The following is a 13,366-nucleotide window of genomic DNA, read 5'->3' as shown; positions in this document are numbered from 1 at the left end:
CGGTGGCGACCGGGGTTCGAATCCCCGTGGGGACGCCACTTTTCGAAAACACCCGGCACTGCCGGGTGTTTTTTTATGCGTGCGGCGGCTGCGAGATGCGGCAAGCATGCGCTGGAAGCCGGGTGGATCGCTGGCTTCTTCGAGCGAGTGGTGCTGCTGTTCCTTGTCTGCCTGCATCCAGGATGTGCGAGGGCGCCCGTACCCTCACCCCAACCCCTCTCCCGAGGGGAGAGGGGCTTTGGCTGCTCCCTTCTCCCTCCGGGAGAAGGTGCCCCGTAGGGGCGGATGAGGGTCCGGGCGTCGCCTTGCATGGCCAGATTGGTGCGGGCGCTGCGCGCCCCGGACCCTCACCCCAACCCCTCTCCCGGAGGGAGAGGGGCTTAATGGGGCTGGTGCTGCATCGATGAAGGGCTGACGCTGCGCCAGTTCAATGCAGCAGCCGGCGGATCTGCAGGATCGCCTGTGGCGTGCGTTGCACGCTGTGTCCGGAGACGATCACCGTTTCCGAGGCGGCGCCGGGCAGGTGGGCGCTCCAGTACGGCACGATGCCGTCGCTGGACTGCGCCAGCGGCACGCGCGGATCCTCCTGCCCGATGATGGAGTGATAGGTCACCTGTGGTGAGATCGGCAACTGCGCTGCGGCGAGGATGAAAGGGTCGTGGTCGCTGAGGCTGTCGATGCTGTTGGGTAGCCCGTCGAGCATGTTCTTGCCCGCGATGTCCTGGAACTGATCGAGCACGCGCCGTGGCAGGCCGATCACGGCGCGTGCCAGTTCGCCCACCGTGCCGGCGGCCTCGGGCGTGCCGCGCTGCGGGGTTGCCAGGAAGATCGCCTCGGACACTTCCGGCATCGGTGCGAACTGCAGCATCGGTCCGAGCCTGGCGTGCAGTGCCTGGCGCGCCTGCGGATCCAGCGCCGCCCCGTCGAACAGGGTTCGCCACAGCCGCTCGCCGTCGCTGGAAGACACCATCAAGCGCGCCAGCACGCCGCCCATGCTGTGCCCGATCAGCACCATGTCATGTGCGGAGACGCTGCGGCGTTGCGGATCGAACTGGTCCAGCGTCTGCTCCAGGGCGTTGCGAACTTGCAGGTGGGTGTAGGGAATCGGCAGGTTGGTCGGGTAGTAGACGAACCAGATCTGATAGCGCGCGCGGACCTGCGGATCGCCGAGCAGGTCGTTGGCCAGGTTGACCCAGGCTTCCGGGCTGCTGGCCAGCCCGTGCAGCAGCACCAGCACGCGCCGGTTCGGATCGTAGGGCTGGGTCAGGAACACGTGCGGCCGGTCGATGCCGTGCCCGAGGCCGAGCAGGGTGCGCAGCGATTGCGCGGCGAAACCGGCGCGCGCCATCCACACGCCGTAGCCGGCGCTGAAATTGGCCGCCAGCGGCACGTCGACACCGCCCATCGTGACCCGATCGCCGAGCGAGGGGTCGTGGACTTCCACGTGCGCGCTGTGGCTGGCCAGCACCTGCTTGAGCGTGCGGCCATCGAAACGCAGCAACACCGTGAGGTTGGGGGTGGGCATGTCGCTGTAGACAGGAGTGGCGTCGGTGCTGCGGATGGCCTCCGCCGCCGGCTGCGGCAGGACCGCGACCATCTCCGCGCCGAAGCCATCGCGCCGATACAGGCTGCGCAGCCCATCGAAACGCAGGCCGCTGGCCGCCAGCATCGTCTCGGGCATCGGCATGTCCTGCGGGTTGCCGACGCCGCTGGCATCCAGCGTCACCGTCCAGTCGGGCAGGGCGGCGATCTGCGCGCCGGCCTCGTGCGTGGCCGGCGGATGCCGCCGGTAACGGGCGAACAACGCGGTCACCGCCTGCTGCACGGCGTAGTTGTAGTAGTCGCGCACCTGGGTCTGGCGTTCCTCGAAGGCGCGTTCGCTGGGCGTGCGTGCGCTGAAGAACAGATAGGCGTAGGCATAACGCGCGGTCTGCAGCCAGGCGGCCAGCGTGGCATCGCTGGCCGGGTGCTGCCTGGCGGCGCGTTGCGCGGCCAGCAGCGACAGTTCCGCCGCCGTCGCCAGGGTACGCTCCTGGTCCATGTCGGCATTGCCGAGCAACCGGTCGATGCATGGCGGCACCGTCGCCGTGCAACGTGCCGCGTCGAGGCCGGCCACGTTCAGCGTCTGCAGTGCGGCATCGCTGGGGCGCGCGGTGCTCAGCGCGTCGCCGCGCTTGGCCTGGATGTAGCGCGCCGCATCCACGCGTTGCAGGGTGACGCTGGCGCAGCCGCCGGTGCACAGCGCCATGCACAGCACGACACAGGCCAGGATCGCGCGGTGCCAGCGCCGCCGCTTCATGCCGCGACCTTCGCCGGCTTGCCGGCGCGGCGTGCGAACAGCAGGTCGTACAGCACCGGAATCACCCCCAGGGTCACCAGCGTGCCCAGGGCCAGGCCGCCGATCATGGTGATGGCCATGCCGGTCCACAGCGGCCCGGCGAACAGCATCAGCGGGATCAGGCCGACGATGCAGGTCAGCTTGGTCATCACGATCGGGCGCAGGCGCTTGACCGCGGCGGCGATCACCGCCTCGTGCCGGCTCAGGCCATCGGCCAGTTCGGCCTCGATCCGTTCGAGCAGCAGCACCGCGTTGTTGACGATGATGCCGGCCAGCGCGAGCAGACCGAAGGTGGCCATGAAGCCGAACGGATAACCGGTGACCAGCAGGGCGAGGGTGGCGCCGATCAGCACGAACGGAATGCTGGCGACCACGATGAACAGCTTGCGGAACGAATTGAACTGCCACACGAACAGCAGCAGGATCGCGCCCAGCGCATGCGGCATGTATTGCAGCAGCGCCTGGTTGGCTTCGGCGGCGTCCTCCAGTTCGCCGCCCATCTCGATGCGGTAGCCCGGCGGCAGGCGCAGCGCCGCGACCTTGTCGGCCAGTGCGGCCACCACCTGGTCGGTGGTCAGGTCCGGGTTGCGGCCGGTGATGGTGATGGCGCGGCTCAGGTTGCGGCGCTGGATCGTCGAGGGTTCCGAACTCAGTTGGATGTCGGCGATCGCCGCCAGCGGCAGCGGCGCGGCGCCTGAGGACGGATAGATCGGGGTGTCGCCGGGGTTGCCGCTGCGTGCACGCGGGTCGCTGTCGCCGCGCAGCACGATCGGCACGTTGCTGCCGTCGTCGTGGATCACCGAGGCGTCCACGCCGCTGTAGCGCAGTTGCAGCGCCTGGGCGATGTCCTCGCTGGCGACGCCGGCGCGGCGCGCCTTGGCCTGGTCCACCTGCACCACGTAGCGCGGAATGCGGCTGTCCCAGTCGTCGCTGACGTCCAGCGTACCGGGCAGGCCGCGCAAGGCGTCGGCGATGCCGGCGGCGATCCGGCGCAGTTGCGTTTCGTCCGGGCCGATCACCCGGTAGATCGCCACGCCGGATTCGGTCGAGCCCAAGGAGAATCGCTTGGGCTCGGCGCGTACCGCCGGGTAGGCCTGGCGCAGGTGGGTGCGCACCTTGGCGATCAGCGCATCGATGTCGCTGCCCGGCCGCACGCTGACGGTGAAGTAGGCGATGTTGGCCGCCGGCAGCGGCGGGTTCAGCCCGAGCACGATGCGCGGACCGCCGTCGGCGACGTAGCCGATGCTGTCGACGATCTGCGGGTTCTGCCGGCGGTCGGCCAGCCACTGGCTGATCGACTGCACGGTACGCAGGGTCTCGCGCGCATCGCTGCCCGGTTGCAGGGTCACCGGCATCTGGAACTGCAGGCGGTCGGACTTGGGCAGGAAGCTGTACGGCACCGAGACCAGCACGGTCACCGCAAGGGCCAGCAGGGCCAGCATGCTGCCCAGGAACAGCGCCTTGTGCGCCAGCAGCGCCTCGATCGCGCGCCGGTACAGGCGATACGGTTTGGACGTGTAGGTATCACCGTGGCCATCGGCCGTCGCGGCGTGCGCACGGGCGAAGTACATGCACAGCAGCGGGGTGATGGTGATGCTGAGCAGCCAGGAGCCGAGCAGGGTCACCGCCAGCACGATCGCCAGCGAGCGCATGTATTCGTTGGTGCTGGTCTGGCCGAAGAAGAACGGCGAGAACGCCAGCACGATCACCAGCGAGGAGGTCAGCAGCGGGATCGCCAGGCTGCGGCCGGCGGCTTCGCAGGCGGCGCGGCGTTCCTCGCCGGCGGCCAGGCGCCGCTCGATGTCCTCGGCGATGACGATGCCGTTGTCCACCAGCAGGCCCAACGCCAGGATGATCGCGGCGATGGACACCGTCTGCAGTTCCACGTTCAGCGCCCGCATCGCGATCAGCGCGCCGAGGATGGTCAGCGGCACGATCGCACCGACGATCAGGCCGGTGCGCCAACCGAGGAACAGCATCACCACTGCCATCACGATGACGATGGTCTCGCCCATCACGTGATGCATCTTGCCCATCTCGCGCTCGACCACGTCGGCCTGGAAGGTGACCACGTGTTGCGCGAAACCCACCGGCAGCATCTTGGCGGTCTCGCCCAGGGTGCGGCGCAGCGCCTTGCCCACCTCGGCGACGTTGTTGCCCGGCGCCATCGACACCGCCACCACCACCGCCGGCTGGCCCTGGTAGATGGCGCCGGCCTCCGGCGGATCCACCGGCATCAGCTCGATCCGCGCCAGTTGCGCCAGCGGGATCTGCCGTGGGCCGTCGGCGCCCTGTGTGGCGATCGGGGCATTGCGCAGGTCGTCGAGATCGCGCACCTCGCCGGAGGTGGTCACGGTCATCGCCATGCCCGACGCGGCGACCAGGCCGCCACCGGCGACCACGTTCTGCGCGCGCAGTTGCTGCGCGACCGCGGCCGGGGTGAGGCCGGCCTCGCCCAGCCTGGTGCGGTCGAAGGCGACATAGACGCGCTCGTCCTGCAGGCCGTGGAAGGTGACCCGCTCGACGCCCGGCACGGCGTACAGCTGCGCACGCATCTGCCGCAGCGGCCCGAGCATCTCGGCGGTGTTGAAGCCGGGCGCGGTGACGGCGATCGAGGCGATGGCGACGCGGCCGAAGTCGTCGTCGACCAGCGGCCCCTGCGTACCCGCGGGCAGCTCGGCACCGGCCTCGGCTGCCTTGCTGCGCACCCGCTGCCACAACGCCGGCAGGTCCTTGACGCTGTCCTGCGCGGTGACCTGCACGATGGCGCTGCCGGGATGGATGGTGGTGACGATCTTCTTCAGCCCGCTGACTTCGCGCAGCCGTTCCTCCAGCGGACGCGCGAGCAGGTTCTCCACGCGCTCGCTGGGCATGCCGGGGTAACCGACCTGCACGATCGCATCGCGCACGGTCACGCTGGGTTCCTCCTGCGAGGGGAAACCGAGAAAGGTGACGATGCCGCCGATCAGGATCAGGGCGGCGCTGAACAGCGCCAGGCGGCTCGATTGCAGGGTGGCGCGGGTCAGGTTCATGGCGAGGTGGTGCCGAGGCGGGTGGTGGGACGGAACGGCACGACGTGCTGGCCGTCGTGAAGGAAGGCGGCGCCAGCGGCGACGATGCGCTCGCCCGGAGCCAGGCCACGCAGGATCTGCACGCGGCCGCCCTCGGCGTGCCCTGTGACGACCTGACGACGGCGCACGCTGCCGCTGTCCTGGCGGTACACGAACAGCATGGTCTGGCCGTCGGCCATGCTCGGGATCAGCGCGCTCAACGGCACGCTCGGCGCCTGATCGGCGGCGCTGTCGGGCAGGGCCAGCAGCAGCGATTCGCCGCTGCGCGGCTGCGCCGCATCGGCACCGGTGCTGTCGAACAGCGCCTGCACGGTGGCCCCGCCGTCCACGCGTTCGGACACGCTGCGCAGGCGCAGCGGCAACGCCTGCTGCGGCGCGCTGCTGCGGTAGGCGAGGACGTGCTGGCCCGGTTGCAGCGCCGCCGCGCGATCGGCCGGCAGCATCGCCAGCACCTGCGCGCGATCGGCGCCGTCCAGTTGCAGGACCGGCTGGCCCGCGCTCACAAGACTGTCGGGCTGCTGCAGGCGTGCCACCACGCTGCCGTCGAACGGTGCGCGCAGTTCCGATTGGCGCACCGCGCGGCGCGCCAGTGCCAGGTCCGACTGCGCGCTGCGGACCTTCGCCTGCGCCGCGGCGAAGGCGCTCTTGGCCGCGGTCAGGGTCGCGGCCGAGGCGGCGCCGTCGTCGAACATGGCCTGCTGCTGGGCGAGTTGGGTCTGCTGCTGCTGCAGGTCTGCCGCGGCGATGCCGACGCCGGCCTCGGCCTGCTGCAGGCGCAGGCTGTTCGGTTCCGGGTCCAGGCGTGCGAGCACCTGGCCGGTGCGCACGCGGTCGCCCACGTCCACGGCGATGGCGGCAATGCGGCCGCCGCCTTCGAAGCCGAGATCGGCGCGTTGTTGCTGGCGCACCTGGGCGAGGTAGCGGGTGCTGTCGCGTGCGGCATCGCTGCCGACGGTTTCCAGCTTGACCGCGCGCGGCGCGTCGGCGGGCGGTGCGGCCTCGCGGCCGCAGCCGGACAGCGCCAGCACGGCCAGCGGCAGGCACAGTGTGAGAAGCAGGGTGGGGCGCAGGGTCATGATCGGCGGTGTCCCGGGAACGTTCAGAAGGTGTAGGTGACGGTGGCGCCGCCGCCGGCAGCGGCGCGGCGACGCACCACCGGGCTGCCGTCGGCGGGGCCGACGTAGCGGGTGGCGTTGAGCAGCAGCGAGGCGGTCCAGTGCGGCGACAGGGTGTGATCCCATTCGGCGCCGACGGTGTAGGCGTACACGCCGGCATCGGCGCGGTGCGGTTGGAATCCGCTGGTCAGGCTTTGCGCCTCGGTGACGCCGAAGTACGCCTGGTTGAAGCGGCGGTCGCCGACGTGCGCGTCCAGGTCCAGGGTCACGTTGTCGGCCGCCGCCTGCATCAGGGTGAAGCGCGCGCCGGCGCGGTAGCGGTTGCGGCGCGCACCGTCCTTCAGCGCGAACTCCGCCTCGGCGTCCAGCGCCAGGTACGGGGTGAGCTGCTGCATGACCAGGCTGCGTGCGGTGATCGCGCCGGGCACGTCGCCCATGCCGGCCAGGCGCTTGGAGCCGGGGCGCCAGCTGCTGTTGCGCTGCAGGCGGCCCAGGTCGTAGCCGAACGATTGGCTGGCGGAGAAGCCGTGCGCGTTCTGGAACTGGACGCCGGCGCCGCGCAGCGTGTCCGCGAACAGGATGCCGCGCTGTATCGAAAACACCGGCACCGCCTGCACGCGGTCGTCGGCGGAGCCGGGATAGCGCGGAGTCAGCATGGCGCCGGCGCCCACGCTCACTTGGGTGCGGTCGCCGAACAGGCCGGCGCTGGGGGCCGGATCGGTGTCTGCGGCGTGCGCGGCCGGCGGCAGCGCCAGCACCGCCACGGTCAGCGTGGGCGACAGAACGGACAGGAGATGTTTCATCGGGGCAACCTCGTGCGGGGGGAAGTTCAGGGCGCGTGCGGCAGCGGCACGCCGTAGAACGCGCGGAACAGCGCGATGCGATCGAGCAACAGGTCCTGGCGCGCCTGCAGATGCGCCAGTTCGGCCTGCGCGGCCTGGATGTCGCCGGCCAGCAGCTCGGGGCGGTCCTGCAGACCTTGCGCGACGCGCTGCTGCAGGCGCGCCACACGCTGGCGTTCGCGTTCGAGATTGGAGCGTTCGCCGCGCTCGCGCTGCTGCAGCGCCGGCAGCGCATCCAGCGCATCGGCGACCTCGCGGAACGCGGCCTCCACGGTCTTCTCGTAGTCGGCCACTGCGCCGTCCTTGCGCAATTGCGCGAGATCCAGATTGGCGCGGTTGCGGCCGCCGTCGAACAGCGGCAGCAGCAACTGCGGCATGAAGCTCCAGGTGCGGCTGCCGGGCATGAACAGGCCGTTCAACGCCTCGCTGGCGGTGCCCAGCGAGGTGCTCAGGCGGATCGACGGAAAGAACGCGGCGCGTGCGGCGCCGATGTCGGCATTGCGCGCGCGCAGTTCGGCCTCGGCCTGGCGGATGTCCGGGCGCTGCAGCAGCAACTGCGAGTCGAGGTCGCGCCAGGTGCGGCCATCGTCCTGCCCGGCACCCGGCAGCAGGTCCTGCAAGGTGCCGGCGCCGTCCGGCGTGGCGTAGCCGGCGAGCAGTTGCAGGGCACGGCGAGCGGCGGCGTGATCGCTGGTGGCCTGCTGCGCGCGCGCCTGCGCTTGGTCGTCGTCGTGGCGCTGGCGGTCCAGCGCATCGCGGGAGATCAGCCCGACCGCCTGCTGGCGCGTGGCGATCGCCAGCAGCGCCGCACTGCGCTCGGCGATGGTCTGCGCCTGCTGCTGGCTCTGCAGGGCAGCACGCTCCAGTGTGTAGGCGCGCAGTACCTCGGCGATCAGCGCGCCGCGCGCCGCCTGCCGGCCTTCTTCGGAGGCCAGGTAACGCTGCTGCGCCGCCGCCGACAGCGAGGCCAGCTTGCCGAACAGGTCCAGTTCGAAGCCATCCACGCCGACCGCGACGGTACTCAGCTTCTGGCCGTAGCGCGCCTGCGTGGCCGCGTCGTCGTAGCTGCGACGCGTGCCCTGGGCATCGAGGCCCAGCTGCGGCAGCTGCTGTGCGCGTTCGATGCGGTACTGGGCGCGCGCCTGCTGCACGGTCAGCACGGCATTGCGGAAGTCCGGGTCGTGGGCCAGCGCCTGCGCCACCAGCGGGGTCAGGTCGTGCTGCGGCGAGAACGCGCGCACGAACTGCTGTTCCTGGTCGGTGAGCGCACTCTCGCTTCGGCCAGGTGCCGCGGCCACGGTTGCGGTGGCCGCGCCCAGGGTGGGTGGCAGTGCGGTTTGCGGGCGCTGGTAGACCGGCGCCAAAGAGCAGCCACCCAAGGCGAGTGCGAGAAGCCCGAGCAGGGCGCGGGTGCGACACGGGCGAAGCGGCAGGGACGGTAGAATCATGGCAGCGGTCGGGTGATCGAACTCGACTGCCAGCATCGGCGGGCATGTTCAAGCCGCCTTCTAGGAATCTTCAAGATTCCATCAAGACGCCAAACACGGGCACCGGGCAATGCACGCGAAGAAGATCCTGCTGGTCGAAGACGATGCCGACAGCGCCAGCATCCTCGAGGCCTACCTGCGCCGCGACGGCTTCGAGGTCGCCATCGCCGAGGACGGGCAGAAGGCGGTGGCGGTGCATGCGCAGTGGAAGCCGGACCTGGTGCTGCTGGACGTGATGCTGCCGCGGCTCAGCGGCACCGAGGTGCTGTCCACGATCCGCCGCAGCAGCGACACGCCGGTGATCATGGTCACCGCGATGGGCGACGAACCGGAGAAGCTCGGCGCGCTGCGTTACGGCGCCGACGACTACGTGGTCAAGCCGTACAGTCCCAAGGAAGTGGTGGCGCGGGTGTTTGCGGTGCTGCGCCGCGCCGGGCCGGCGCGCGCCAGCGAGGAGCCGCTGCGCCACGAGCGCCTCACCGTGGACACCGCGGCGGTGCGCGCCACGGTGCGCGATGCCGACGGCCACGAGGTGGCGCTGGAACTGACCCCGACCGAATTCAACATCCTGGCGACGCTGATGAAGACGCCGTTCAAGGCCTTCACCCGCAGCGAACTGCTGGAGATCTGCCTGCCCGATAGCGATGCGCTGGAACGGGTGGTGGATGCGCACGTGCACAACCTGCGCAAGAAGCTGGAACACGAGCAGGTCACTGGCCTGCTGGTGACCGTGCGCGCCATCGGCTACCGCTTCCGATGAACTGGGCCTGGTTCCGCCGCAAACGCCACGCCCCGCTGTGGCAATGGGTAGGCCTGCGCATGAGCGCGCTGGCGGTGCTGACCATCATCGCGATCGCGCTGGGCATGGTGCTGCGCTTCGCGATCTGGGACGTCTCCACCCTGAGCCGCCTGCCGCCGCAGGCGCGGCAGGAGATGCTGCAGCTGCGCGAGGATCCGCACAGCAATGCGCGGCGCCTGTGGGAGCTGTTCGAAACCTATTACGACGTGGCCGACTTCCTGCCCGGGCTGGCCAGCCGCGACTGGTGGCTGCTGGCCGGCATGGTGCTGGCGTCGATCCCGGTGATCGTGGTCTGCGGCCTGCTCGCTTCGCGACCATTGTCGCGGCAGTTCTCCAACGTCGCCGAGGCGGCGCGGCGGATCAGCGATGGCGATTTCGCCGCGCGTGCGCGCGTGGTGCCCGGCGCACCGGACGAACTGGCCGGGCTGGCGACGGACTTCAATGGCATGAGTGCGCAACTGCAGCAGTACGAGCGCGAGGTGCGCGAGTCCAGCGCGATGCTGGCGCACGAACTGCGCACCCCGCTCAACGCGGCGATGGGGCGGGTGCAGGGCATGCTCGACCAGGTGTTCCCGAGCAGCGAGGAGCAGTTGCGCATGGTCCAGCGCCAGCTGGAGCAGATCAATCGCCTGGTCGGCGACCTGCACCTGCTGTCGATGGCCCGCGCCAACCAGTTGATGCTGGAGCCGCAGCGGTTCGCGCTCGGCGCGCTGGTCCGCGAGCGCCTGACCTGGGCGGCGCAGCCGCTGCAGGAAGCCGGCATGCAGGTGCAGGTGCGCATTCCCGAGCAGTTGCACATCAGCGCCGACCGCGACCGTCTGGGCCAGGTGCTGTCGGTGCTGATCGACAATGCGCTGCGCTACGCCGCGGCCGGCGGCGAACTGGCGTTGGAGGCGCAGGCCGATGCCGATGGCGTGCTGATCCGCGTGGCCGATCGCGGTCCTGGCGTCGACGAGGAAGCGCTGGCGCGGATGGGCGACCGTTTCTGGCGCGCCGACGACTCGCGGGCACGCCATTCCGGCGGCAGCGGCCTCGGCCTGTCGATCGCCGCGGCCATCTGCCAGGCACACGGCGGCACGCTGGAGTTCGCCAACCGCGCGGGCGGCGGGCTGTGCGCGCGGGTGCGCCTGCCGCATGCGCCTGCCGGCGACGCGGATGCGCTGGTCACAGGTGCGTCCGCGGCTAACCCGCGCAAGCGCCTGGCCTGAGGCTCTTAACGACTGTGGGATGTGGCGGGGGCTTGGCCAGCGGGAGTGGCGCACAATTCGCCCCATCGCAGTGCCCATGCTCGATGTCGCGGCGAACGGCGCCTCGTCGATGAACCCGTCGACCGCGGCACGTCCACGCGCCGAACTGCGGAGCGAAGATGCGGTTCTGCATCTGGCTGTCCACGCGGCACGAACCACCGATGACCGGCTTGGCGGTAAAGTGCATCAAGGCCGACACTGCATCGGCCGCCCCATGCCGCAACCGGATCCCGCAATGCGTGTAGCCAGCACCGCCATCCCGACCGGAACCACCCCCGCCGAATGGCGCTCCATCGAGCACGCCGCCACCCGGGAACTGCAACGTCGCACCGAGGCGGCGCATACGGCGGTGATCGCGCTGCTGCAGACCCACGCCGCTGCGTTCAGCGCGAAACAGCGCGCCCAGATCCGGCGGCGGTTGGCGCGGGGCGGCTGAACCCCACGGCCGCAGGTGCGGCAGTGCGACATGCGAGGGGTGCGTGATGCCGCAGCCAGTGAGGGCATGACAGGCGCCATCGACCGGCGTCGCATGCCCAGTTGTCAGCGCAAAGGCACACGCGGTCGGTGAGCCAACGAGGCAGCCGCCCGCGTGCCGCGTGTCCGGCGCCGACCATGTCGCTGATTGCCACACGACCTCGGCTATCATCGACCGGACGCTGAGATGAGTAAGGATATGGAAGTGCGACTCACGCGCGAGCAGGTCCTCGCGCTTGCGCCGGATGCGGCATCGGCCAAGGTGGCCGCCGGCCTGGCCACGGACGGGAAGTGGGGCCTGCTCGGCGCCGACGCCGAGGTGCTGTGGGGAGAATGCCAGGGCAGTGGCGCCAAGCCCTACCAGACCCAGGTGGACCTGGTCGCGCTGGTCAGCCGTTGCTCGTGCCCCAGCCGCAAGTTTCCGTGCAAGCACGGGCTGGCCATGCTGCTGCTGTATGCCGACGGCAACCCGCGCTGCGTGCCGGGCACCCGCCCGGCCTGGGTCGAGGAATGGATGCAGGGACGTCGCGAACGCGCGGCGCGCAAGGAGGAAGTCGCCGCCAGCAAGCCGCCGCCCGATCCGCAGGTCCAGGCCGCGGCGGCGGCCAGGCGCGAACAGGCGCGTTTGGCGCGCATGCAGGCCGGCGCGGCCGAACTGCAACGCTGGATCGCCGACCAGTTCCGCCAGGGCCTGGCCAATCTGGGTGCGGAATTCGACCAGGACGCGCGGCGCATGATGGCGCGCATGGTCGATGCGCAGGCTCCCGGCCTGGCCGCGCACTTGGAGCGTGCCGTGGGCGAGGGCGGCCGCGATCTCGCGCAGCTCGCCGACCTCGGCGAACGCCTCGGCCTGCTGCAACTGTTGGTCCAGGCGGTGCCGCGCGCAGGGGATTTCAGCGCCGCGCGCCAGGCGGACCTGCGTGCCGCGCTGGGCTGGCCGCTGGAGCGCGACACGGTGTTGCGCGAAGGCGAGGCGGTGCACGATCGTTGGCATGTGCAGGGCCAGCACCTGATCGAGCAGCCGGGCAATCTGCTGGAACGCCGGGTGTGGCTGCAGGGCCTGGACAGCGGCCGCCCCGCGCTGCTGCAGGAGTACAGCCACGGCGGGCGCGGATGGGAGCAGCATTGGCGCAACGGTCATGTACATGCCGGCTGCCTGCATTTCCATCCGGGTACGGTGCCGTTGCGCGCCGTGCCGGGCGAACTCGATCCCGGCGTGGAGGCCGGCGCCGCGCTGCCGCGCACCGACACCCTGGACGCCGCCGCCCGTGCGCATGCGCTCAACCCATGGCTGCCGCAGGTGCCGATGCGTCTGCAGGAGGCGCAGATCGCGCACGATGGCCGCAGCGTCCGGGCGCAGCACAGCGAAGGCAGCCTGCCGTTGCAGCTGCCCGCGATGCAGGGTTGGGCGCTGCTCGCGTTCGCCGGCGGTCATCCTGTCTGCCTGATGGGCGAGTGGGACGGCGACACGCTGTGGCCGCTCAGCGCGTGGAATGCGCAGGGCGAGCGTTGGGAAAGGAGCGCGGCATGAACGAGGCCTGGTTGAAACCGGCGCTGCTGGGTATCGATCGCCCGCAACGGATTGCCCTCGATGGCGCACTCGGCGAGGTGCTCGCCGCCATCGCCACGCAGGACGATGCCGCACTGGGCTACAGCCTGCAGGTGGGCGCGTTGGCCGCCTGCCGGCGTGCGGCGCTGCGTCTCGGCCCGCCACTGCCGCTACCGCCGCCCGCGCCGCCCGATCCGCAAGCGCTGCCCGCAGACCATGCCTGGGTGCCGCTGTTGCGGGCGCTGTTCGCCAGCGCGCAGCCCGCAGCGTGGCTGAAACGCCTTCGCCACGAAGCCTGCCTGCAACTGGCCGCACGCGGCCAGCATCTGCCGGTCGCAGTACTGCCGCAGGCATTGGACGCAGGCGCGCGCCTGAGCGCGCTGCGGGGCGCATTGCGCCCGGTGATGGGCGCGCGTGGCCGCTGGCTCGCGGCGCGCAATACGG

The 13,366-nt window shown here is 70.7% G+C and carries 10 protein-coding genes; 5 read left to right on the top strand and 5 right to left on the bottom strand.

What is annotated here, in order from left to right; translation table 11 throughout:
• Positions 1 to 427: 427 nt before the first annotated feature.
• The 5 genes from D588_RS0115405 to D588_RS0115385 are packed head-to-tail and all read right to left on the bottom strand — an operon-like array spanning position 428 to position 8,814.
• Positions 428 to 2,299, bottom strand: coding sequence for an alpha/beta hydrolase (locus D588_RS0115405; RefSeq protein ID WP_017916618.1), 1,872 nt, complete (start codon positions 2,297 to 2,299; stop codon positions 428 to 430).
• A complete protein-coding gene (locus D588_RS0115400) occupies positions 2,296 to 5,370 on the bottom strand; it encodes an efflux RND transporter permease subunit (protein WP_017916617.1) in 3,075 nt (1,024 codons plus the stop codon). The genes D588_RS0115405 and D588_RS0115400 overlap by 4 nt, the downstream gene beginning before the upstream one ends.
• Positions 5,367 to 6,485, bottom strand: a complete 1,119-nt coding sequence (locus D588_RS0115395; RefSeq protein ID WP_017916616.1) for an efflux RND transporter periplasmic adaptor subunit — start codon at positions 6,483 to 6,485, stop codon at positions 5,367 to 5,369. The genes D588_RS0115400 and D588_RS0115395 overlap by 4 nt, the downstream gene beginning before the upstream one ends.
• 23 nt (positions 6,486 to 6,508) lie before the next feature.
• On the bottom strand, positions 6,509 to 7,327 hold the full coding sequence (locus D588_RS0115390) for a MipA/OmpV family protein (protein WP_017916615.1): 819 nt from the start codon (positions 7,325 to 7,327) through the stop codon (positions 6,509 to 6,511).
• Between the two features lie 26 nt (positions 7,328 to 7,353).
• Positions 7,354 to 8,814, bottom strand: a complete 1,461-nt coding sequence (locus D588_RS0115385) for an efflux transporter outer membrane subunit (RefSeq protein ID WP_255325456.1) — start codon at positions 8,812 to 8,814, stop codon at positions 7,354 to 7,356.
• A 109-nt stretch (positions 8,815 to 8,923) separates the two neighbouring features.
• Between D588_RS0115385 and D588_RS0115380 the strand changes: the two genes are divergently transcribed.
• The 5 genes from D588_RS0115380 to D588_RS24995 form a co-directional block, all read left to right on the top strand.
• A complete protein-coding gene (locus D588_RS0115380; protein WP_017916613.1) occupies positions 8,924 to 9,613 on the top strand; it encodes a response regulator in 690 nt (229 codons plus the stop codon).
• Positions 9,610 to 10,860, top strand: a complete 1,251-nt coding sequence (locus D588_RS0115375; protein WP_017916612.1) for an ATP-binding protein — start codon at positions 9,610 to 9,612, stop codon at positions 10,858 to 10,860. Before D588_RS0115380 ends, D588_RS0115375 begins: the two co-directional genes overlap by 4 nt.
• A 76-nt stretch (positions 10,861 to 10,936) precedes the next feature.
• On the top strand, positions 10,937 to 11,335 hold the full coding sequence (locus tag D588_RS28570; RefSeq protein WP_226977762.1) for a hypothetical protein: 399 nt from the start codon (positions 10,937 to 10,939) through the stop codon (positions 11,333 to 11,335).
• A 225-nt stretch (positions 11,336 to 11,560) separates the two neighbouring features.
• On the top strand, positions 11,561 to 12,904 hold the full coding sequence (locus tag D588_RS0115365) for an SWIM zinc finger family protein (RefSeq protein WP_232764311.1): 1,344 nt from the start codon (positions 11,561 to 11,563) through the stop codon (positions 12,902 to 12,904).
• Positions 12,901 to 13,366 (top strand): DUF5691 domain-containing protein (locus D588_RS24995; protein ID WP_043085279.1); only part of this gene is annotated, 466 nt, incomplete at its 3' end. The genes D588_RS0115365 and D588_RS24995, both read left to right, overlap by 4 nt.

The sequence above is a fragment of the Xanthomonas sp. SHU 308 genome (assembly GCF_000364645.1).
Classification (GTDB): domain Bacteria; phylum Pseudomonadota; class Gammaproteobacteria; order Xanthomonadales; family Xanthomonadaceae; genus Xanthomonas_A; species Xanthomonas_A sontii.
The sequence above is the reverse complement of the archived record's forward strand: the minus strand, read 5'-3'. Positions and strand labels throughout refer to the sequence as shown.